The sequence below is a fragment of the Sinorhizobium fredii genome (assembly GCF_002944405.1).
GTDB classification, from domain to species: Bacteria; Pseudomonadota; Alphaproteobacteria; order Rhizobiales; family Rhizobiaceae; genus Sinorhizobium; species Sinorhizobium fredii_C.
Genome location: NZ_CP024307.1, coordinates 1,814,406 through 1,836,091 on the forward strand (window position 1 = coordinate 1,814,406; position 21,686 = coordinate 1,836,091).

Annotated in this window: 16 protein-coding genes; 9 read left to right on the forward strand and 7 right to left on the reverse strand. The window is 63.7% G+C overall.

Annotation, left to right across the window (positions count from 1 at the left end):
* Positions 1-232 precede the first annotated feature (232 nt).
* Both NXT3_RS08910 and NXT3_RS08915 read left to right on the forward strand, forming a co-directional pair.
* On the forward strand, positions 233-985 hold the full coding sequence (locus tag NXT3_RS08910) for a FadR/GntR family transcriptional regulator (protein WP_037421797.1): 753 nt from the start codon (positions 233-235) through the stop codon (positions 983-985).
* Between the two features lie 242 nt (positions 986-1,227).
* The gene (locus tag NXT3_RS08915; protein ID WP_097524763.1) at positions 1,228-2,523 is read left to right on the forward strand and encodes a hemolysin family protein; all 1,296 of its coding nucleotides are present in this window, start codon (positions 1,228-1,230) and stop codon (positions 2,521-2,523) included.
* Between the two features lie 29 nt (positions 2,524-2,552).
* Here NXT3_RS08915 and glp read toward each other — a convergent pair whose 3' ends face one another.
* The 5 genes from glp to NXT3_RS08940 are packed head-to-tail and all read right to left on the reverse strand — an operon-like array spanning position 2,553 to position 8,016.
* On the reverse strand, positions 2,553-3,773 hold the full coding sequence (gene glp, locus NXT3_RS08920) for a molybdopterin molybdotransferase MoeA (protein WP_097524764.1): 1,221 nt from the start codon (positions 3,771-3,773) through the stop codon (positions 2,553-2,555).
* Positions 3,773-4,267, reverse strand: coding sequence for a cyclic pyranopterin monophosphate synthase MoaC (gene moaC / locus NXT3_RS08925; protein WP_104839163.1), 495 nt, complete (start codon positions 4,265-4,267; stop codon positions 3,773-3,775). Before moaC ends, glp begins: the two co-directional genes overlap by 1 nt.
* The gene (trpC, locus tag NXT3_RS08930) at positions 4,267-5,082 is read right to left on the reverse strand and encodes an indole-3-glycerol phosphate synthase TrpC (RefSeq protein ID WP_097524766.1); all 816 of its coding nucleotides are present in this window, start codon (positions 5,080-5,082) and stop codon (positions 4,267-4,269) included. The genes moaC and trpC overlap by 1 nt, the downstream gene beginning before the upstream one ends.
* Before the next feature lie 9 nt (positions 5,083-5,091).
* Positions 5,092-6,105, reverse strand: coding sequence for an anthranilate phosphoribosyltransferase (gene trpD / locus NXT3_RS08935; protein WP_097524767.1), 1,014 nt, complete (start codon positions 6,103-6,105; stop codon positions 5,092-5,094).
* A gap of 18 nt (positions 6,106-6,123) precedes the next feature.
* The gene (locus NXT3_RS08940; RefSeq protein ID WP_104839164.1) at positions 6,124-8,016 is read right to left on the reverse strand and encodes a peptidylprolyl isomerase; all 1,893 of its coding nucleotides are present in this window, start codon (positions 8,014-8,016) and stop codon (positions 6,124-6,126) included.
* 366 nt (positions 8,017-8,382) lie between these two features.
* Here NXT3_RS08940 and NXT3_RS08950 point away from each other — a divergent pair, with 366 nt between their 5' ends.
* From NXT3_RS08950 to NXT3_RS08970, 5 genes are all read left to right on the forward strand, one after another.
* Positions 8,383-10,029: a Na/Pi cotransporter family protein gene (locus NXT3_RS08950; protein ID WP_104839165.1), complete on the forward strand. Its 1,647-nt coding sequence runs from the start codon at positions 8,383-8,385 to the stop codon at positions 10,027-10,029.
* 191 nt (positions 10,030-10,220) lie between these two features.
* Positions 10,221-11,591: a bifunctional UDP-N-acetylglucosamine diphosphorylase/glucosamine-1-phosphate N-acetyltransferase GlmU gene (gene glmU, locus NXT3_RS08955; protein ID WP_104839166.1), complete on the forward strand. Its 1,371-nt coding sequence runs from the start codon at positions 10,221-10,223 to the stop codon at positions 11,589-11,591.
* A gap of 146 nt (positions 11,592-11,737) precedes the next feature.
* Positions 11,738-13,564 carry a glutamine--fructose-6-phosphate transaminase (isomerizing) gene (gene glmS / locus NXT3_RS08960; RefSeq protein WP_104839167.1) on the forward strand — a complete coding sequence of 609 codons (1,827 nt, stop codon included), beginning with the start codon at positions 11,738-11,740 and terminating at the stop codon, positions 13,562-13,564.
* Complete coding sequence (locus tag NXT3_RS08965; RefSeq protein WP_097524772.1) at positions 13,561-14,058, forward strand: GNAT family N-acetyltransferase; 498 nt, start codon at positions 13,561-13,563, stop codon at positions 14,056-14,058. Before glmS ends, NXT3_RS08965 begins: the two co-directional genes overlap by 4 nt.
* 19 nt (positions 14,059-14,077) lie before the next feature.
* The gene (locus NXT3_RS08970; protein ID WP_037421823.1) at positions 14,078-14,770 is read left to right on the forward strand and encodes a DUF502 domain-containing protein; all 693 of its coding nucleotides are present in this window, start codon (positions 14,078-14,080) and stop codon (positions 14,768-14,770) included.
* 32 nt (positions 14,771-14,802) lie between these two features.
* Here NXT3_RS08970 and recG read toward each other — a convergent pair whose 3' ends face one another.
* Complete coding sequence (recG, locus tag NXT3_RS08975) at positions 14,803-16,908, reverse strand: ATP-dependent DNA helicase RecG (protein WP_104839965.1); 2,106 nt, start codon at positions 16,906-16,908, stop codon at positions 14,803-14,805.
* 116 nt (positions 16,909-17,024) lie between these two features.
* Between recG and NXT3_RS08980 the strand changes: the two genes are divergently transcribed.
* Positions 17,025-17,330: an FAD assembly factor SdhE gene (locus NXT3_RS08980; RefSeq protein WP_037421826.1), complete on the forward strand. Its 306-nt coding sequence runs from the start codon at positions 17,025-17,027 to the stop codon at positions 17,328-17,330.
* Positions 17,327-20,851 (forward strand): transcription-repair coupling factor, encoded by a 3,525-nt coding sequence (gene mfd / locus NXT3_RS08985; RefSeq protein ID WP_234828095.1) that lies wholly within the window; start codon positions 17,327-17,329, stop codon positions 20,849-20,851. The genes NXT3_RS08980 and mfd overlap by 4 nt, the downstream gene beginning before the upstream one ends.
* Before the next feature lie 39 nt (positions 20,852-20,890).
* On the opposite strand, the gene NXT3_RS08990 is transcribed toward mfd, so the two are convergent.
* Positions 20,891-21,556 (reverse strand): DsbA family oxidoreductase, encoded by a 666-nt coding sequence (locus NXT3_RS08990; RefSeq protein ID WP_037421829.1) that lies wholly within the window; start codon positions 21,554-21,556, stop codon positions 20,891-20,893.
* Positions 21,557-21,686 lie beyond the last annotated feature (130 nt).

Sequence of the window (21,686 nt, forward strand, 5' to 3'; positions counted from 1 at the left end):
AACCATCTGCAAACCCCGCGCCAAGGCCGCGGGGTTTGTTCTTGCGGGGATATCCAATATTGGGGCGTCGGATCGCGCCGGCGGCCGCCCGCAGTTTCTTCGTCGCACTTTCGGGAATCGTATATTCGATCTACTGTTATACAAAGCTTCTCCTCTCGGAAGGAGAAGCGGCGACGACATGAAAAGAATGGCGCCTGCCCGCAGCAGGAGGGCACTCTGGAGGGGGACGGGGTTGAAGAGCCTGCTTGATACGGTGATATCCAAGACGCCGAAACGAACGAGCCATGCACAGGTCGTGGATCAACTCGGCAAGGCGATCGTTTCGGGGGAGTTTCCGGTGGGCAGCATTCTGCCCGGCGATCCTGAACTTGCCCTCCGCTTCCGCGTGTCGCGCACTGTCTTGCGCGAGGCGATGAAGACGCTTGCGGCGAAGGGGATGGTCGTTCCGCGTGCCCGCATTGGGACGCGCGTGACACCCAGGAAAGACTGGAATCTGTTCGATGCGGATATCCTCACCTGGCATTTTGCCTGTGGGGTGGACGAGGATTTCCTCTATCACCTGAGCGAGGTTCGCCTCGCCTTCGAGACGCACGCCGCCGCTCTGGCTGCGCGCAACGCGAGCGACGCCGAAATCGCCACGATGATGCGGCTGGCAGTCGCCATGGGGGATGCCAGTCACACGGCAGAAACCCTCGCTGTCGCCGACCTGAAATTCCACCTCGCAGTCCTCGAAGCGTCCGGCAATCCGTTCCTCAGAACGGTCGGCGGCCTGATCGAGGCGGCTCTCGTCGGCGTCTTCAAGTTGAGTTCCCCGACGGACGAGAAGGGCGGCATAGACGAGGTGGCCCGCAACCACATCCGCATCGTCGAGGAGATCGGCAGAAGGGACGAGCTCAAGGCGCGGCAGGCGATGGAATACGTCATCACATATGGTCGCAATCGAATCCAGAAGGCCTTCAATCCGGACCAGAGCGCCAAAATCTGAGACAGCCCGGCGCCTCTGCAACCGTCGCTATGTGCTCAGACGATACAGATCGCCGGACTGGCCTTGCCCGCACAGTCGGCCTGGCCTATCTGAGACGGCAGTCGTCTCATCTGGCGACCTACCTACAGCGCCACGCGTCTTATCAGACGCGTAAAGGTCGCTGTAGCACTTTGAATTGCTGCATCTCTCCTTAAATCGAGGTCGATTTAAGGAGAGATGCAGTAGAGCGGTGAACGGAGCCTATGTCCGAGCTTTTTGTCATTTTTCTTCTGCTTTTGATCAACGCCTTCTTCGCGCTCTCGGAAATGGCAATCGTTTCGGCAAGCAAACCCTTGCTGCGTCAGATGGTGAAGCAGGGAAACCATGGCGCGGAAGCCGCCCTGAGGCTTGCCGAGGAGCCTGGAAAATTCCTGTCCACCGTTCAGGTCGGCATAACCCTCGTCGGCATCCTGGCCGGCGCCTATGGCGGCGCGACTATCGCAGCGAAGCTCGCACCGACCCTGGACCAGATCGCCTGGATCCACCCCTATGGCAACACCGTTGCCGTCGCCCTCGTCGTCACGCTCATCACCTTTCTGTCGGTGGTGATCGGAGAACTGATTCCGAAGCAGCTCGCGCTCAGGAATTCTGAAGGCCTGGCGATTTTCGTCGCGCGGCCGATGACCCTGCTGTCGCGGATAGCCGCGCCGGTCGTGTATCTTTTTGAGACCGCCGCTCGCCTGGCGATGCGGCTGATGGGCATGAAGGCGGAGGACCCAGATCACGTCACCGAAGAGGAAGTGCATGCGATCATGGCGGAAGGCGTGGAGAGCGGCGCGATCGAGAAAAGCGAACACGAAATGCTACGGCGCATTATCCGTCTCGGCGATAGGAACGTCAAATCGATCATGACGCACCGCACCGAGGTCAGCTTCATCGACGTCAATGACAGCATGGAGACGATCGGCCGCAAGATTCGGCAGTTCGGCCATTCCCGTTATCCAGTCATCGATGGTCCGGCGGGCGACGTGATCGGAGCGGTGCTGGCCAAGGAGATACTGAACGCCACGGTCGCGGCACCCTTCGATATCCGCAATTATGTCCGCGAGATCCTGACCCTTCCGGAGACGGCTTCCTGCCTGAAGGCCCTCGAAGCTTTCAAGGCCTCCAGCGTCAACATGGCGATGATCGTCGACGAGTACGGCAGCACCGAAGGCATCATCACGACTGCCGATATCCTGGAGGCGATCGTCGGCGTCATCCCGTCCAACTACGACGATATCGAGCACGCCCATATCCGAGCCCGCGAGGACGGCAGCTACCTTGTCGACGGCCGAACGCCGATCGACGAGATCCACCTGCAGATCGGCATTGAGGGGATAGACAGCGACGGCGATTTCGAAACCATTGCCGGTTTTCTGGTGCAGCAGTTGCGCAAGACGCCGGAGGAGGGCGACTGCGCCGAGGCGCACGGCTACCGCTTCGAAGTGCTCGACATGGATGGCCGCCGCATCGACAAGATCCTCGTCAGCCGCCGCGCCGAGGAGCACCCGGCCTGAGATTATACGCCCAAACGTCCGGCAAGGGCTTAGGCGGGATCCCGGAGCTTGAGAACGGTGCAGGGGTCACCCGCTCCCGCGGCCGGTGTTTGCGGCGGGCGAACGATGAGGCCGTCCGACTGTGCGAAGACCTTGGTCATCGACGAGTCCTGGCGTTGGAAGGGGTGCGCCATGAGCGAGCCGTCCGGCTCGCTGGAGAGGCGCGCGCGAACATAGTCCTGGCGGCGGTCGTTGGCGGGCAGCGGTGCGCCGAGCTTCGCCGATGCCAGTCGTGAGCGGTCGGGAAGATGTGCGAGCTTGCGCGTCAACGGTTCCAGGAAGAGCAAGGCGCAGACGAGGCTCGAGACCGGATTGCCGGGCAGGCCGAGCACCGGCATGCCGGCGAGGTCTCCGACCATCAGCGGCTTTCCCGGCCGCATGGCGATGCGCCAGAAATCGAGCGTCATGCCACAGGCTAGGAGCGTCGATTGGACGAGATCATGGTCTCCAACCGAGGCTCCGCCGAGCGTGACGAGTACGTCGGCTCGCGCCGCCTGCGCTTGCGCGACGGCAGCGGCAATCGCCTGCCGGTCGTCGCGGGCGATGCCGAGATCCAGTATATCCGCGCCATTTTCGCGAGCGATCGCCGCGACGCCAAAGCTGTTCGAGGCGATGATCTGGTCTGCGCCTGGCGAACTGCCGGGCGGCAGCAATTCGTCGCCAGTGGCAAGAATTGCGACCTTCGGGCGCAGGAAGACCGGCAGGCTCGGGTGATTCATGCTCGCCGCAAGCGTCAACCGGCCGGCGTCGAGCACGCTTCCGGCAGAAAGTGTGATTTCGCCCCGCTCGAAGTCCTGGCCTGCCAGACGGATATGTCGGCCCTTCGCCGGCGCGAACAGGGTGCGGATGCGATTGCCCTCGAGGCGCTCGGTGTCTTCCTGCAGAATGACTGTATCGGCACCGGCCGCGAGCGGCGCGCCGGTAAAAATGCGCACTGCCTCGCCCGGTCCAACCCGGCCCTGAAATCCACGGCCCGCCGCAGATTGCCCTATGACGGACAATTCGGCGCCGATAGCGGCGATGTCCTCATGGCGGACGGCGTAGCCATCCATGGCGGAATTGTCGAAGGGAGGGTGGGTGAGCAGCGCGTTCGTGTCCTCGGCAAGCACGCGGCCGAGGCAATAATGCAGTGCAAGCCGCTCGGTCTCCGAACGGGGTTGGGCCTGGGCGAGGACCCTTCTCAGCGCCTCTTCGACCGGGAGCAGCGACATCAGCCCTGGTCTCCGTCCCGGCGATAGTCGCCGGATCGCCCGCCCGACTTGCTGACGAGGCGAATGCCGCCGATCTCCATCTCGCGGTCCGCAGCCTTTGCCATGTCGTAGATCGTCAGGCAGGCAATGCCGACCGCGGTCAGCGCCTCCATCTCGACGCCCGTCCGCCCCTTGAGCTTCGCCATCGCCTCGACGCGCAAGCCGGGTAGGGCGTCGTCGGGAAGGATATCGACCGAAACCTTCGTCAGCATCAGCGGGTGGCAGAGCGGAATGAGGCTGGACGTCTGCTTGGCGGCCATGATCCCGGCGAGCCGGGCCGTGCCGATGACGTCTCCCTTCTTGGCATTGCCTTCGAGGATCAACGCCAGCGTCTCCGGGTGCATCCGGACGAAGCCTTCGGCGACGGCAACACGCACGGTCTCCGCCTTGTCGCCGACATCGACCATATGGGCTTCGCCGGCGCTGTCGATATGGGTGAGGCGCGGGCCGCTCATCACTCGGCTGCCAGAGCGCTTCGGGAACCGGTCAACAGCGCGCGCGTTGCCGCCCCCACGTCGTCCTTCCGCATCAGGCTTTCCCCGACGAGGAAGGTGGTGATACCGCACTTTTCGAGGCGCCTGCAGTCCTCGTGGGTGAAGATGCCGCTTTCGCCGACCAGCAGCCTATCGGCCGGCACCATCGGTGCGAGCTGTTCCGAAACGGCGAGATCGACCTCGAAGGTCCTCAAGTTGCGATTGTTGATCCCGATCAGGGGAGACGAGAGACGCAGCGCGCGTTCCATTTCCTCCGCATCATGCACTTCGACGAGCACGTCCATCCCGAGCGCCGCTGCGGCGTCCTCGAGACGATGCGCATCCTCGTCGGTGAGCGATGCCATGATCAAGAGGATACAGTCCGCCCCCCAGGCGCGCGCCTCGAAGACCTGGTAGGTGTCGAACATGAAGTCCTTGCGCAGCGCCGGCAGCGAACAGGCGGCCCGCGCCGCCTCCAGAAATTCCGGGGCGCCCTGAAAGCTCGGCGTGTCCGTCAGGACCGAGAGGCAGGCAGCACCGCCCGCAGCATAGGCTTTCGCCAGCGCCGGCGGATCGAAGTCCGGGCGAATCAGGCCCTTCGACGGGCTGGCCTTCTTGATCTCGGCGATCAGTCCAAACTCGCCTTTCTGGCGGCGCGCCGCAAGCGCGGCGTGAAAGCCGCGCGGCGGCGACTGGTCGGCGATCCGCGCCCTTAGCTCGTCGAGCGGCACCCGCGCCTTCGCGGCAGCGATCTCGTCACGCTTGTAGGCCTCGATCCTGCGCAGAATATCCGTCATGTCCTCTCCTCAAGCGGCGTTCGAGACGGTGATCAGCCGCTGCAGGGCAGTCTTGGCGCCGCCGCTCGCAAGCGCATCGCGGGCGATCGCCATGCCTTCTGCGAGATTCTTGGCGCGCCCGGCTATCATCAACGATGCGGCGGCGTTCGCAAGGGAAATGTCCCGATAAGCATTCTCTTCGCCATCGAGCACCGCCTGCAATGCTGCCGCGTTATGGGCTCCGTCGCCGCCCTTCAGGGCATCGAGAGTGGTGCGCGCCAGGCCGAAGTCGTCCGGCGTCAGCTCGAAGCTGCGAATCTTGCCGTCCTTCAGCTCGGCAACCTTGGTGACCCCGGTCGTGGTGACTTCGTCCAGACCTTCGCCGTGCACGACCCAGACGCTCTCGGATCCGAGGTCGCGCAGCACTTCCGCCAGCGGATCAACCCATTGCGGCGCGTAGACGCCGACGAGTTGGTGTTTGACCCCGGCCGGGTTGGAGAGCGGGCCTAAGAGATTGAAGATCGTTCTCGTGCCGAGCTCGACGCGGGTCGGTCCCACATGGCGCATCGCCGAATGGTGCTGCTGGGCGAACATGAAGCCGACGCCCGCTTCGCGTATGCAGCGGGCAATCGCTTCGGGGCCGATGTCGAGCTTGACGCCGAGGCAGGAGAGCGCGTCGGCTGTTCCGGATTTCGAACTCAAGGCCCGATTGCCGTGCTTGGCGACCGGCACGCCGGCACCGGCGACGATCAGCGACGCCAGTGTCGATATGTTGTAGGTCCCGGCACCGTCGCCTCCCGTTCCGACGATGTCGATCGCGTCCTCGGGCGCCTCGACCGGGAGCATGCGCGCCCGCATCGCGCCGACGGCGCCGACGATCTCGTCGACCGTCTCGCCGCGTACCCTGAGCGCCATGAGGAAGCCGCCGATCTGCGACGGGGTGGCCGCTCCGGACATGATGATCTCGAAGGCCGCGCGGGCGTCTTCGCGGCTGAGGGCCTCGCGCGCTGCGACTTTTGCGACGAACGGCTTCAAATCAGTCATGCTTCGATTCCTCGTCCGTCAGCGCTGCGCCAATGCCTGCTCGGCAAGCGCCTGGTTGATCGATACGCCATAGACCGACTGCAGCGTCGAGACCATCTGATCGAGTATGTCGTCGCCGCTGGCACGGGCCATCGCTTCGATCTGGCGGCTGTCATTGTCGAGCGCGTTGGCGGGAGCACTGTCGTCGACGGCCATCACTTGCATGAGGATCTGGCCTTCGCCGCCCATGCCGGCTGCATTGGCGACATGTCCATTAGGCCCGGCAAAGGCCGCCGCAATGGCGGCCTGGCTCAGAGCGGCGTCCTGGGTGGACCGGCTCAACCCGGTCTTCGTTTCGACGACGAGGCCGAGTTCGCTCGCAATGTCCGCGAGCTTCGCGCCCTTCTTGACCCGATCCTTCAATTCGGTCGCCTTGGCGGCCAGCGCCACTCGCTGCTGTTCGGCCGTCCAATCGGCAGCCACCTCGTCGCGAACCTCGTCGAGGGTGCGGTCGCGGGCAGGGATCACCTCTTCGAGGTCGAACCAGGCATAGCCGTCGCGGCCGATATGGACGGCCAGCGTCTCGAGGCCGACTTCGGCCTTGAACACGTCCTGGAGAAGCGTGCGTTGCTCCGGCAGCCCCGTCACGTCGTCGCCATTCTGGTCCTTGCCGGTGGCATCGATTGCGTCGACGGTCGCGAGCTTGAGCTTCAGCCCGTCGGCGACTTCCTTGACGGTCGCACCGGCGGCCCTTTCGTCCTCGACCTTGTCGTGCAGTCCGACAAGCTGATCGCGTGCCACCGAAAGAGCGATCTCCTTGCGCAACTCCTCCTTGACCTCATCGAAGCTGCGCACGGCTTCCTGGCGAATATTGGTAATCCGCAGGATGACGGGGCCGAAAGCGCCTTCAACGACCGGTGTCACGCCGCCGTCCGCCGCGACAGCGAAGGCTGCTTCGGCGACTTTCTGGTCGGGCATCTGCTCCTTGGTGAAGTCCCCGAGGAGGACGTCCGCCGCACTCTTGCCTTCGGCCTTGACGAGATCGTCGAAGGAGGTGCCGGCGGCGAGCTTGGCGGCACCGGCCACGGCGGCTTCGCGGGACGGGAAGGCGAGCTGCTCGATCGTTCGCGTCGCCGGTGTGCGGAAGCTTTCCTTGCGCTTTTCGTAGTCGGCGCGCACCTCTTCCTCGGTGACCGCGTCGGCGGCGACCAGATCCTCCGGCTCGAGTTTGATGTAGCTGAACTTCCGATATTCTGGCGCGCGATAGTTCGCCTTGTGGCTCTCGAACCAGGGAGCGAGCACATCGTCGCCCGGCGCCTTGACCGGATCGATATTCGCGTTCGAGAGCAGCAGATAGTCGATCGTGCGGGTTTCATGCCTGTATTTGCCGACGGCGTCCACCAAGACCGCGGGGGCCGCGAACCCGTCCGAGAGCGCATCGACGATCTGCGAGCGGACCGCCACCTGGCTGCGATTCTTGATGTAGTCCTGCTCCGTCAGGCCGGCGTTGCGTAGCACGCTCGAGAAGGTCAGTCGGTCGAATTGGCCGTTCGCCCCATGAAAGGCGGGGTCCTCGCCGATGAGTCTCGCGAGCCGGTCTTCGGAGAGGCCGAGATTCATGTCTTCGGCGAGCTGGTCGAGAGCGGCGCCCGCGACGAGCTGCGAGTAGACCTGCGCCTCAACGCCGAATGCGCGGGCCTGCTGGCGTGTGAGAGGCGTTCCAAGCTGCCGCGAAAGCAGGCTCAATTGACGCTCATAGGCAAGCCGATAGTCGCTGGCGGTGACCTTCACGTCTCCGACCGTTACCACCGCATCGGGCGTGCCGGTAACCATCAAGGTCTGTCCGCCCCACACCATGAATGAGAGGATGAGAATGGCCAGGAGGCCTTTGACGATCCGCGTCTGGGCGGCGTTTCTCAGGGAGTCGAGCATGGGGGGCAGAAACCTCGTTCAGTGCAGCGGCCTTACGCCGAATGATTTCGTTCCTTAGAACAATCCAAATGGGAATTGAAGGCCGATCCGTCGTAAATCGCGTTGCTTTGGCGAGTGGACCGACAGACCCGTTGCTCCGGAGATTCCGCGGCACTAATCGGCACCTTCGCAGGGGCATCGCTGTCTACACAAATTGGGGATCGCCGCGAACGGAAAAGCCGATGTCGGATTCGTTAGCCGGCAATTGAAATCAGTATGCAAAATTGTCGGTTTCAGGCTGGTCTCTCTATGGTCAACGAGAGGGAATCGTGTCTTCGATATTGTTGGAAACTTGAAGCCCGACGGCCGTTGCGGAATTTCCATGCCATGCAATCCACCATCGTAATGGTCAATCTCTTCGGTGCCGTCGCACTGCTCCTGTTCGGTCTTTCACTGGTGAAGGAGGGTGTGACACGCGCCTTCGGATCACGTCTGCGCGCCGGCCTGGCTCGAGGAACGAATGGTTCCCTGCGCGCATTCGTGACCGGGCTGATCGCCACGCTTGCCTTGCAAAGCTCCACGGCCACGGCCCTGATGACGGCATCCTTCGTGGAGAAGGGCCTCGTGCGGTCGCGGATGGCGCAGATCGTGCTGCTCGGCGCCAATATCGGCACGGCCATGACGGCCTGGATCGTTGCGATCGGCATCGGCTGGCTGGCCCCCTTGTTCATCCTCGCCGGTGTCATGATGTACCGGATGAGCCGATCGAGCGCACGCCAGGGTGCAGGCTTTGCGCTGGTCGGTATCGGCCTGATGCTTCTGTCGCTCGAACTGCTCGGCACGGCTACTGAGCCGATGCGGGAGTCACACGCCTTGGCGGCCTTTCTGGGCATGCTGGACAATGCCTGGCCGGTCGCCCTGCTCATTTCGGCGGGGCTCGCCTTCGCCTCGTCTTCGAGCCTCGCCATGGTCATGCTGGTCCTGTCGCTGTCCTCCGCAGGGGTGCTTTCACCGGGGCTGACCGTGGCGCTGGTGCTCGGCGCCAATCTGGGTGGCGCAATCCCACCGGTGATCGCCACGCTTGGCTCGGCGCCCGGTGCCCGCCGGGTCGCGATCGGCAACCTGATCGTCCGCGGAATCGGCTGTCTGATCGCACTCCCGCTGGCTGGTCTCAACGCCGACATTCTGCAGGGCCTGCCTTTGCCGCGACAGAACCTGCCGGTCGATGTCCACCTGCTTTTCAACCTGGTCGTCGCGCTGATCGCCTGGCCCTTCGCAGGCTTGCTGTCGCGGATGATGAGCCGTCTGGTCCCGGACGAAGAGGTGAGCGAGACGGGCCCACGCTATCTTGACGACGCGGCGCTCGATACGCCTGTGATGGCGCTCTCCGGCGCGACGCGGGAGGTGCTCAGGGTCGGAGACGTGATCGAGGGCATGCTGCTGCGCGCATCGGCCGCGTTCAACAAGAACGACCTCGGCGAACTCGGCGATATCGGAAAGATGGAGAAGCAGGTCGATCTGCTGCAGCAGGAGGTGAAGATCTTCCTGTCGCGGCTGGGCCGCCACGGGCTCAATGAAGAAGACGGGCGTCGCTCGATCGTGATCATCGACTATGCGATCAACCTCGAGCACATGGGCGACATCATCGAGAAGGGCCTTTGCGAGCAGATCCGCAAGAAGGTCATCAACGGTCTGAAATTTTCCGACGACGGCTATCAGGAACTGAAGAACCTGTTCGACCTGACGCTCGACAACTTGCGGATCGCCCAGACGATCTTCGTCTCGCGCAATGCGGACCTCGCCCGTCACCTTATCGAGGTCAAGGTCGATGTCCGCCATATGGAAAAACGCTCGGCCGAACGGCATCTGGAGCGCCTGCGTGACGGCCTGCTCGAAAGCCTGCAGACGAGCTCGCTGCATCTCGACATGCTGCGGGACCTGAAGCGCGTCAATGCGCACATCGCCTCCGTCGCCTACCCGATCGTCGAAGAGAGCGGGCTATTGACGGAAAGCCGGCTGCGGCCGCAGGCATGATGTCGCCGCCCGGCGCAAAGCGGACTGCGCCGAGGAGTTTTCCCGAGACGGAGAAGCATCGCCCCTTGACCGGGGTTAATGCGATGTGATTGTGCGATATATGCATTTCGCAATATTTTGCTGACAGCACGCGTAGAATCGGGCGACGGGCAGGCCGCGGAATACCCGAAGCATACGAAGGAGATCAGAGAATGGAACGCACTTGCCTGGCGATCATCCTGGCGGCGGGGGAAAGCACGCGGATGAAATCCGCCATGTCGAAGGTGCTGCATCCGGTGGCCGGCCGGCCGATGATCGCCCATGTGGTCGACGGTCTGGCAAGCGCTTCCATTTCCGACGTTGCCCTGGTCGTCGGCCGCGACGCGGAAGCCGTTTCGGCTGCCGCAAGCACCGGTGCGGTCCAGGTTTCCTCCTTCCTGCAGAAGGAACGGCTCGGTACGGCGCACGCCGTTCTTGCGGCGCGTGAGACGATCGAGAAGGGCTATGACGACGTCCTGGTCGTCTTCGGCGATACGCCGCTCATCACCGCCGCACCGCTCAAGGCAGCGCGCGAACGCTTGGCGCAAGGCAATGATGTGGTCGTCATCGGCTTCGAAACCGCCGATCCGACCGGCTATGGCCGCCTGATCGTCGAGAATGGGGAACTGCTGGCGATCCGGGAGCACAAGGACGCCACCGAAGAGGAACGGCGCATCACCTATTGCAATGGCGGCCTGATGGCGATCAGCGGCGGTAAAGCGCTCGACCTGCTTGCACGCATCGGCAATGCCAATGTCAAGGGCGAATACTACCTGACCGACCTTGTCGAGATCGTCCGTTCCATCGGCGGCCGGGCGATTGCCGTCGAGGCACCGGAGGAGGAACTCACCGGGTGCAATACGCGGGCCGAACTCGCCTATATCGAACGCCTTTGGCAGCAACGCCGCCGCCACGAGCTGATGCTTGCCGGGGTTTCAATGATCGCCCCGGAGACCGTGTTCCTCGCTTGGGACACCGAATTGGCCCAGGACGTCCTGGTGGAGCCAAATGTGGTTTTCGGCCCCGGGGTGCGGGTCGATAGCGGCGCTGTCATCCACGCTTTCTCGCATGTCGAAGGTGCGCATGTCCGCGCAGGTGCGACGGTCGGTCCCTTCGCCCGTCTCCGTCCTGGCGCCGATCTCGGTCCCAAATCCAAAGTCGGCAACTTCTGCGAGGTGAAGAAGGCGGAGATCGGCGCCGGCGCCAAGGTGAATCACCTCACCTACATCGGCGATGCCGTCGTCGGCGCCGGATCGAATATCGGCGCTGGCACCATCACGTGCAACTATGACGGCGTGAACAAGCACCTCACGCGCATCGGAGAGAATACCTTCATCGGCTCCAACTCGTCGCTCGTCGCTCCGGTGGCGATCGGCGACGGCGCCCTTGTCGCCTCCGGCAGCGTGATAACCGGGGACGTCCCGGCCGATGCGGTTGCTTTCGGCCGGGCGCGGCAGGAAATCAAGCCCGGTCGGGCTCCCCTGTTGCGTCAGCGCTACGAGGCGGAAAAAGCAGCCAGGAAGAAGGTCAAGGCTGCCGAATAGTCTCGTTAATCATTGAAACTGAAAGTGAAATCGCAGCGGATTGTTTCCCGCGATAATTTCGCTACCAAGGCTGCGACATTGGCGACGGGGGTCGCCGCATTTGAGCTGACACGCTGACCGGCGTGCGACGAAACGCGGAGAGCAATATGTGCGGGATTGTGGGTATCGTCGGGCACCAGCCGGTCTCGGAGCGGCTGGTCGATGCGTTGAAACGCCTTGAATACCGGGGATACGATTCAGCCGGCGTTGCAACGATCGAGGGTGGAGCGCTGGATCGCCGGCGCGCCGAGGGCAAGCTCGCCAATCTCGAGGCGAGACTGAAAGAAGAGCCGCTCGCCGGCAGCATCGGGATCGCGCACACGCGCTGGGCGACCCACGGGGCGCCGACCGAGCGCAATGCCCATCCGCATTTCACCGACGGCGTCGCTGTCGTGCACAACGGCATCATCGAGAATTTTGCCGAGCTGAAGGACGAGCTGTCCGAGGCGGGTGCCGAATTCCAGACCGAGACCGACACCGAAGTCGTCGCGCAGCTGCTGGCAAGATTTTGCCGCGACGGCCTTGGGCGGCGCGAGGCGATGCATGCGATGCTGAAACGGGTGAAGGGCGCCTATGCCCTTGCCGTTCTTTTCCAGGACGATCCCTCGACGATCATGGCGGCCCGCAACGGCCCGCCGCTGGCGATCGGCCATGGCAACGGCGAGATGTTCCTGGGCTCCGATGCCATCGCGCTAGCGCCCTTCACCAACGAAATCACCTATCTGATCGACGGCGACTGGGCGGTGATCGGCAAGACCGGCGTCCATATCTTCGACATGGATGGCAACCCCGTCACCCGCCCGCGCCAGGTATCCTCGGCGGCCGCCTATATGGTCGACAAGGGCAACCATCGCCATTTCATGGAGAAGGAAATCTACGAGCAGCCGGAGGTCATCTCCCACGCGCTCAGCCACTATGTCAACTTCATCGACCATCGGGTGCTGCCGGTTTCGGAGGCGATCGACTTCGCCAAGGTGCCGAGCCTGGCGATCTCCGCCTGCGGCACTGCCTATCTGGCCGGGCTGATCGGCAAATATTGGTTCGAGCGCTATGCGCGCCTGCCGGTCGAAATCGATGTCGCTTCGGAATTCCGCTACCGCGAAATTCCGCTTTCGCCAGAGTCTGCCGCTCTCTTCATCTCGCAATCGGGCGAGACTGCCGACACGCTTGCCTCGCTGCGCTACTGCAAGGAACACGGCCTGAAGATCGGCGCGGTCGTCAACACGCGCGAATCGACGATCGCGCGCGAGTCCGACGCCGTCTTCCCGATCCTCGCCGGGCCGGAGATCGGCGTGGCGTCGACCAAGGCCTTCACCTGCCAGCTTGCGGTTCTGGCTTCGCTCGCGATTGCTGCGGGTCGAGCGCGCGGCACTGTCGGCGAGCTGGAGGAGCAGGCGCTGGTGCGAAGCCTGGCCGAGATGCCGCGCCTCATGGGCCAGGTGCTCAACAGCATCCAGCCGAAGATCGAATTTCTGTCCCGCGAATTGTCGAAGTGTCGCGACGTGCTCTATCTCGGCCGCGGCACGAGCTTCCCCCTTGCCATGGAAGGCGCCCTGAAGCTCAAGGAGATCTCCTACATTCACGCGGAAGGCTATGCCGCCGGCGAACTGAAACACGGACCGATCGCGCTGATTGACGAGAACATGCCGGTGATCGTGATTGCGCCGCATGACCGCTTCTTCGACAAGACCGTCTCCAACATGCAGGAAGTGGCCGCGCGCGGCGGACGGATCATCCTGATCACCGACGAGCGGGGTGCTGCCGCTTCGAAGCTCGACACGATGCATACGATCGTGCTTCCGAATGTCGACGAGATCATCGCGCCGATGATCTTCTCGCTACCCGTCCAACTGCTCGCCTACCACACGGCGGTCTTCATGGGCACCGACGTCGACCAGCCGCGCAATCTCGCAAAATCGGTCACCGTCGAATGATCATCCGGCCGGAGACGCAAGGGGACATCGAGTCGATCCAGCGCGTGACGGAGGCTGCCTTTGCCGGTCAGCCCTATAGCGATCAGACCGAGGCGCGGATCATCGAACGTCTTCGCGCCGAGGGTGCCCTGACGCTGTCGCTGGTCGCCGAGGACGATCGTGAGGTGATTGGCCACATCGCTTTCTCGCCGGTGACGATCATGCCCTTTGCGGCGGATTGGTATGGACTCGGTCCCCTGTCCGTGCGGCCGGACCGGCAGGGTCGCGGCACGGGCAGTGCGCTCGTCCGGCAAGCGCTTGATAGAATGCGGACTTTGGGCGCATCCGGCTGTGTCTTGGCGGGCAATCCGGCTTTTTATGGCAGGTTCGGGTTCCGCAACGATCCGGCTCTTGTCTTTCCCGGTTGTGCGCCGCAATATTTCATGGTTCTACCCTTGGCGGAAACACACGTTTCCGGCACGGTCAGTTATCATCCGGCCTTCGGGTCGGTTTGACGAGATCGATGGCAACGGCATGACGGACGGTTCCAAAAGCGGCATCATCGCAGCCCGGCTGCGCAACTATTTTCTCACGGGCCTTATCATCTGCGCGCCCGTGGCCATCACCGTTTGGCTAGTGCGCTCGTTCATCGAATGGGCGGACAGTTGGGTGAAACCCTATTTGCCGAGCTTCTACAATCCGGACACCTATTCTCCGGTGGCCATCCCCGGCTTCGGCCTGCTCGTCGCGATGGTCGTCATCACCCTCGTCGGTTTCCTGACGGCGAACATCATAGGGCGTTCGATCATCCATTTCGGCGAGTCGCTGCTCAATCGCACGCCGCTCGTCCGGACGATCTACAAGTCGCTGAAGCAGATTTTCCAGACGGTGCTGCAGGACCAATCCTCCTCCTTCAAGAAGGCCGGGCTGATCGAATATCCAAGCCCCGGGCTTTGGTCGCTGGTGTTCATCGCGACCGACGTGAAGGGCGAGATCGCTTCCAAGTTTGACGAGCGCGGCATGGATATGGTGGCCGTTTTCCTGCCGCCGACGCCGCTGCCGACCGCCGGCTTCCTGTTGTTCGTGCCTCGCGATAAGATTGTGCCGCTGCAGATGAGCGCCGAGGATGCGGCCAAGCTGTTGATTTCCGGCGGCCTGGTCACGCCGGATCACAAGCCGCTCGCCAACGCCCCGCCGCGGACAATCACCCAGCAGAAAAGGGCGTAACGTCAGCCTCGGGTCAAGCGCTAGCGGCGCCCTCAACCGGCCCGCAGGAAGCGGATCGCTTCGTCTCGCCGGTGGAGGTAGAGCAGTGTTCGCAACGCCTCGCCGCGCTTCGTCGTCAGCTCCGGGTCGCGCTCGATCATATAGCCGGCGTCCTTCCGGGCAATTTCCAGAAGATCCGCATGCGCCTCGAGGCTGGCGATGCGAAATCCCGGCGTGCCGGATTGCCGCGTGCCGAGCAGTTCACCTTCGCCGCGTAGTTTCAGGTCCTCTTCGGCAATCACGAAACCGTCTTCAGTCTCGCGCAGGATAGACAGGCGGGCGTGCCCGGCTTCGCTCAGCGGTCCCTTGTAGAGCAGGATGCAGGTCGAAGCCTCGTCGCCGCGCCCGACGCGGCCGCGCAATTGATGCAGCTGCGCAAGCCCGAAGCGCTCCGCATGCTCGATCACCATGATCGTCGCATCCGGAACATCGACGCCGACCTCGACCACCGTCGTCGCCACCAGCACGCGAATCTCGCCGTTCTTGAAGGCGAGCATGACGGCGTCCTTGTCCGGCCCGGCCATGCGGCCATGGACGAGGCCAACGTCCTTGCCGAAACGCTGCACGAGGCCTTGATAGCGCTCGTCGGCGGACATCGTGTCGGTCTCTTCGGATTCCTCGACCAGCGGGCAGATCCAGTAGGCCTTCTTGCCCTGGCGAAGCGCCGAATCGAGCCGCTCGACGATTTCGTCGGTGCGTTCGGCCGGAATGGTGACGGTCTGGATCGGCTTTCGCCCCGCCGGCTTCTCCGTCAGCTTCGAGACGTCCATGTCGCCGAAGGCGGCCAGCACCAGCGTGCGCGGGATCGGTGTCGCCGTCATCACCAGCATATGCGGGGAGATGCCTTTGGCGGTGAGCCGCAGCCGCTGGTGGACGCCGAAACGATGCTGCTCGTCTACCACGGCGAGCACCAGCTGCCGATAGTTCACTGCATCCTGGAACAGCGCATGCGTGCCGATGACCATCTGCGTCTTGCCGGAAGCGATGCGCTCGAGGATCGCGTCGCGCTCCTTGCCCTTCGTCCTGCCGGTCAGGACGTCGATCGTGATGCCCGCCGGCGCCGCCATCTTCTGGAGCGTTGCATGGTGCTGGCGGGCGAGGATCTCCGTCGGGGCCATCAGCACCGCCTGGCCGCCGGATTCGACAGCGGCAAGCATCGCCATCAGCGCGACGGCCGTCTTGCCGGAGCCGACATCGCCCTGCAGCAGACGCAGCATGCGCTCGGCTCCGGACATGTCGGCAAGGATGTCGCCGACGGCGGCCGACTGGCTGGCCGTCAAGGAGAAGGGCAGGGCGGCGATGACCGGTCCGCTCAGCTTGCCCGTGGCACGCACCGGCGTTCCGGCAACCTTGCGTAAGCGTTGGCGCACCAAGGAGAGCGACAGCTGTCCGGCGAGAAATTCGTCATAGGCAAGCCGGCGGCGGGCCGGTGCCTGCGGGGCGATGTCGGTTTCGTCGCGCGGCTCGTGCAGGCGATGGAAGCAATCCCTTGCGCTCGCAAAGCCTTGCTGGCGCAGCAAGGTGTCGTCCAGCCATTCCGGAAGATCGGGAACGCGCGCCAGCGCCGCTTCGATCGATTTTCGCAACGGCCGCGGCGTGAGGCCGGCGGTCAATCCGTAAACCGGTTCGACGAGCGGCAGGCTTTCGGCTTCGGCCGCGCGGACCATGTAGTCCGGGTGCACCATCGAAGCGCGTCCATTGAACCAGTCCACCTTGCCGCTGACGATCACAGTCTCGTCGACCGGCAGGGCTTTTTCCAGCCAGTTTCCCTTGACCCGGAAGAAGGTGAGAGCCAGTTCGCCCGTATCGTCGTGAAGGAAGACGCGATAGGGGACGTTCGGCCGGCCGCGCGGGGATGGCTGGTGCCGGTCCACGCGGCCGGTTATGGTGACGATCGATCCCTGTGGCGCATACGCGATGCCGGGCTGCCGGCGCCGGTCGATCAGCGAGTGGGGCGCGTGGAAGAGGAGATCGATGACGCGGCAGTCGTCGATCGACTCGCGTCCGAGCAGGCGCGCGTAGAGCTCGCCGGTCCTGGGGCCGATGCCGGGCAGGCTATCGAGCGGAGAAAACAGCGGATCAAGCAGGGCAGGGCGCATGACCATGAAATTGCGACAAGAAATCCGGCCTTGGCAAGGCTGACAAGCCGCTTTCCAGCGTTTATAGAGCCCGTGACAGGATCCGCTGCTGCGGCGGGTGACAGGAAGGACGTTCCATGACCGGCATTTCGCGCACGAGCGCCGATCTTGATCCGCGTCGGCGCAGGATCCTCTTCCGCGCCTGGCATCGCGGCATTCGCGAGATGGACCTGATACTCGGGCAATTCGCGGAAGTGGAGCTTGCCACCCTTTCCGAACAGGAACTGGATGAGCTCGAAACGATCATGCGCGAGGAAGACAACGATCTCGTTCGCTGGATCACCGGAGAAATGCCGCTGCCCGAGCGCTTCGCAACGGCGCTGTTTGCGCGCATAGCCGCCTACCGGCCGGACTTCGACCCCGTTCAGCAAGAGGCGGAATGAATTCGACGATGATCCCTGGCCTTGACGCGAAGAGAATTCTTTCTGCCGCGCGGGAAGTGACGATCGGGCCGGTACCCTCCGGCGCCGAAGCGCTGATCCTTGCCGATCTGGCACGCTCCGGCGCGCCGGTAGCCTATTTTCTGTCCGACGGCCAGCGGATCGGGGATCTCGAGCAGGTGCTCGGTTTCGTGGCGCCCGACATCCCGGTTCTCACTTTGCCGGGTTGGGACTGTCTGCCCTATGACCGCGTTTCCCCGAGCGCCGACACTTCGGCGAGAAGGCTCGCGGCGCTCAGCGCCCTAATTGCAAATCGGCACAAGCCGCACCCGGCAATCCTGCTGGTGACGGTCAATGCGGCCCTGCAAAAGACCTCGCCGCAGAACGTGATCGAGAGTCTCGCCTTTTCGGCGCGACCCGGAAATCAAGTACAGATGGACGATCTCGCCGCGCGGCTGGAGCGAAACGGCTTCGAGCGCGTGCCGACCGTGCGCGAGGTCGGGGAGTTTGCCGTGCGCGGTGGTATCCTCGACGTCTATGTGCCTGGCAGCGGCGAGCCGCTCAGGCTTGATTTCTTCGGCGACACTCTGGAAACGATCCGCTCCTTCGATCCGGCGAGCCAGCGAACCACCGGGCAGGTGCGGTCGCTCACTCTCAATCCGATGAGCGAAGTGTCGCTGACGCCGGAGACGATCAGCCATTTCCGCACGCGGTATCTGTCGCTTTTCGGCGCCGCGACGCGCGACGATGCGCTTTATCAGGCGGTCTCCGAAGGACGCCGCTATGCCGGCATGGAGCATTGGCTGCCGCTCTTCTACGATCGCCTGGAAACGATCTTCGACTATCTCGATGGCTTCCGCATTGTCACGGACCACCTGGCGCGCGAAGCGGCGGCGGAGCGGTCGAAGCTCATTCTCGACTATTACGAGGCGCGCCAGTCCTCCGCATCTCCCGGCAAGTCGCAGATATCGCAGGGCACGCCCTACAAGCCGGTGCCGCCGGACCTGCTCTATCTCAGCGGGAAAGGTTTCGGGGCCGGCCTAGCCGAGCGCAATGCCGTGCGCCTGTCGCCGTTTTCCGAACATGAGGGCGAAGCCCGTCAGGTCGTCACCATCGAGGCGCGGCAGGGGGTGCGCTGGGCGAAGGCCGCAGGGGAAGCAGAGGAGAGTGACCGCGCTCGCGCCAATGTCTTCGATCAGGCCGTCAAACACATAGCCGAGAAGCGGGCGAAGGGCTCGAAGGTCGTCATTTCCGGCTGGTCGGAAGGTTCGCTCGACCGCCTGCTTCAGGTGCTCGCCGAGCACGGTCTCGCCAATATCCGTCCGGTGAAGGCGCTCGCCGATCTGCGCTCGCTGAAGGCGGGCGAGGCCGCATCAGCGGTTTTGAGCCTCGAATCCGGATTCGAGACCGGCGATCTCGTCGTCATTGGCGAGCAGGACATTCTCGGCGACCGGATGGTGCGGCGCTCGAAGCGCCGCAAGCGCGGCGCCGACTTCATCGCCGAAGTGACGGGGCTCGACGAGGGCAGCTACGTCGTGCATGCCGAACACGGCATCGGCCGCTTCGTCGGCCTGCGCACGATCGAGGCCGCCGGCGCACCGCATGATTGCCTGGAGCTCGTCTATGCCGACGATGCGAAGCTGTTTCTGCCGGTGGAGAACATCGAGCTTCTGTCGCGCTACGGCTCCGAGGGGACCGATGCGATCCTCGACAAGCTTGGCGGTGTCGCCTGGCAGGCGCGCAAGGCGAAGCTCAAGAAGCGGCTGCTTGACATGGCCGGCGGGCTCATTCGCATCGCTGCCGAGCGGCACACGCGGCACGCCCCGGTCCTCGTTGCGCAGGACGGCGTCTATGACGAGTTCGCAGCCCGCTTCCCCTATGACGAGACCGAGGATCAGCTGAACTCGATCGAGGCGGTCCGCGACGATCTCGGCGGCGGCCGGCCGATGGATCGCCTCGTCTGCGGCGACGTCGGCTTCGGCAAGACCGAGGTGGCGCTGCGTGCCGCCTTCATAGCGGCGATGAACGGCGTGCAGGTTGCCGTCGTCGTGCCGACGACCTTGCTGGCGCGGCAGCATTTCAAGACCTTTTCCGATCGCTTCCGCGGGCTGCCGATCCGCATTCAGCAGGCCTCGCGCCTCGTCGGCTCGAAGGATCTGGCGCTGACGAAGAAGGAAGTCGCCGACGGCAAGACGGATATCGTCGTCGGCACCCACGCGCTGCTCGGCTCCTCGATCAAGTTCGCCAATCTCGGCCTGCTGATCATCGACGAGGAGCAGCACTTCGGCGTCAAGCACAAAGAACGCTTGAAGGAGCTGAAGACCGACGTCCATGTGCTGACGCTCTCGGCGACCCCCATTCCGCGCACGCTGCAGCTTGCGCTGACCGGCGTCCGCGAATTGTCGCTGATCACCACGCCGCCGGTGGACCGCATGGCAGTCAGAACCTTCATCTCGCCTTTCGACGCGCTGGTGATCCGCGAGACGCTGATGCGCGAGCACTATCGGGGCGGCCAGAGCTTCTATGTCTGCCCCCGGCTGAGCGACCTTTCCGAGATCCACGACTTCCTGAGATCCGACGTGCCGGAACTGAAGGTCGCGGTGGCGCACGGCCAGATGCCGGCAACCGAGCTCGAAGACATCATGAACGCCTTCTACGAAGGCCGCTTTGACGTGCTTCTGTCGACGACGATCGTCGAGTCGGGGCTCGACGTGCCGACGGCCAACACGCTGATCGTGCACCGCGCCGACATGTTCGGCCTGGCGCAGCTCTATCAGCTTCGCGGGCGGGTCGGGCGCTCCAAGGTGCGCGCCTTCGCGCTCTTCACGCTTCCGGTCAACAAGACGCTGACCGGCCCGGCGGAACGCCGTCTCAAGGTGCTGCAGTCGCTCGACACGCTCGGCGCCGGTTTCCAGCTTGCCAGCCACGACCTCGACATTCGCGGCGCCGGCAACCTGCTCGGCGAGGAGCAATCCGGACACATAAAGGAGGTCGGTTTCGAGCTCTACCAGCAGATGCTGGAGGAGGCGGTCGCCGAGCTCAAGGGTGAAGAGGAAATCCACGACACCGGCTGGTCGCCGCAGATTTCCGTCGGCACGCCGGTGATGATCCCGGAGGACTATGTTCCCGATCTCAATTTGAGGCTCGGCCTCTATCGCCGCCTCGGTGAACTGACCGATCTCAAGGAGATCGACGGCTTCGGCGCCGAACTGATCGACCGCTTTGGCCCGCTGCCCATCGAGGTCCAGCACCTCTTGAAGATCGTCTACATCAAGGCGCTCTGCCGCACGGCGAATGTCGAAAAGCTCGACGCCGGGCCGAAGGGCGTCGTGGTGCAGTTCCGCAACAAGGAGTTTCCCAATCCGGCAGCCCTTGTCGGGCATATCGCCAAGCAGGGAACGCTCGCCAAGATCAGGCCGGACCAGAGCATCTTCTTCCAGCGCGAACTCGTCACGCCGGACAAGCGCCTCTCGGGCGCGGCCATGGTGATGACCCAGCTCGCGACGCTCGCCAAGCCAGCGTGAAAGGAAATTGGCGCCGCAGGCCGGCGCCGCTATTGACGATCAGTTGGCCGGGCGGGCCGCCTTCATCTGGGCGATTTCGCGAAGCGCATTTGTCAGCACTTCGACGGATTGCGCCCCCATCACCGCATATTGCTGTTCGATGATGAAGCAGGGAACGCCCGTCACGCCGATCTCCCGGGCCATGTCGATCTCCTGCTTGACGGCATCCTTGTCGGCATCGGAGGAGAAAAGCGCGGCGATGACGGGCCGGTCCAGGCCCGCCTGTTCGGCGATGTCGAGCAGAACGGCGTGATCGCCGACATTCTTGCCTTCCTCGAAATTCGCCTTGAAAAGCAGTCGCACGGTCTCGGCCTGGGCAGCGGTGCCGCTGGTGGACGCCCAGCGAATGAGGCGATGGGCATCGAGCGTGTTGGGGCTGATCTTCACGGCATCGAAGTCAAAGGCGATTCCGGCTTCCCGCCCTAAGCCGTCGAGCGTCTGATGCGCCCGGTCGACCGCGTCCTGACCGCCGAGCTTTGCCGCAAGATGGCGCTTGTGATCGACACCTTCCGGCGGCAGGTCGGGGTTGAGCTGATAAGGGCGCCACTGGATCACGACATCGATTTCGCCTGCGACATTGGCGATCGCCTGGTCGAGGCGGTTCTTGCCGAGATAGCACCACGGGCAGACGACGTCCGAGACGATATCGATATTGACGGTTTCCATGGTGGCGGCCTTTCTGTTCGACAGAGCGGGATGCGCTCCGTTCGCGCTGCCCTCTGCTTGTTTTCTGCCGCATTCGTGCGGCGTCGGGTGATGCCAACTGACCGCAAAATGCTCCGAAGCAGCGACATAG

Excerpts from the sequence above, each read along its gene's own strand:
- NXT3_RS08980 (WP_037421826.1), top strand. The coding sequence starts at position 17,025 with ATGACCGGCATTTCGCGCACGAGCGCCGATCTTGATCCGCGTCGGCGC.
- NXT3_RS08970 (WP_037421823.1), top strand. The coding sequence starts at position 14,078 with ATGACGGACGGTTCCAAAAGCGGCATCATCGCAGCCCGGCTGCGCAAC.
- NXT3_RS08990 (WP_037421829.1), bottom strand. The coding sequence starts at position 21,556 with ATGGAAACCGTCAATATCGATATCGTCTCGGACGTCGTCTGCCCGTGG.
- NXT3_RS08965 (WP_097524772.1), top strand. The coding sequence starts at position 13,561 with ATGATCATCCGGCCGGAGACGCAAGGGGACATCGAGTCGATCCAGCGC.
- NXT3_RS08950 (WP_104839165.1), top strand. The coding sequence starts at position 8,383 with ATGCAATCCACCATCGTAATGGTCAATCTCTTCGGTGCCGTCGCACTG.
- trpC (WP_097524766.1), bottom strand. The coding sequence starts at position 5,082 with ATGACGGATATTCTGCGCAGGATCGAGGCCTACAAGCGTGACGAGATC.
- mfd (WP_234828095.1), top strand. The coding sequence starts at position 17,327 with ATGAATTCGACGATGATCCCTGGCCTTGACGCGAAGAGAATTCTTTCT.
- moaC (WP_104839163.1), bottom strand. The coding sequence starts at position 4,267 with ATGAGCGGCCCGCGCCTCACCCATATCGACAGCGCCGGCGAAGCCCAT.
- NXT3_RS08915 (WP_097524763.1), top strand. The coding sequence starts at position 1,228 with ATGTCCGAGCTTTTTGTCATTTTTCTTCTGCTTTTGATCAACGCCTTC.
- trpD (WP_097524767.1), bottom strand. The coding sequence starts at position 6,105 with ATGACTGATTTGAAGCCGTTCGTCGCAAAAGTCGCAGCGCGCGAGGCC.
- NXT3_RS08940 (WP_104839164.1), bottom strand. The coding sequence starts at position 8,016 with ATGCTCGACTCCCTGAGAAACGCCGCCCAGACGCGGATCGTCAAAGGC.
- glmS (WP_104839167.1), top strand. The coding sequence starts at position 11,738 with ATGTGCGGGATTGTGGGTATCGTCGGGCACCAGCCGGTCTCGGAGCGG.
- recG (WP_104839965.1), bottom strand. The coding sequence starts at position 16,908 with ATGCGCCCTGCCCTGCTTGATCCGCTGTTTTCTCCGCTCGATAGCCTG.
- glmU (WP_104839166.1), top strand. The coding sequence starts at position 10,221 with ATGGAACGCACTTGCCTGGCGATCATCCTGGCGGCGGGGGAAAGCACG.
- glp (WP_097524764.1), bottom strand. The coding sequence starts at position 3,773 with ATGTCGCTGCTCCCGGTCGAAGAGGCGCTGAGAAGGGTCCTCGCCCAG.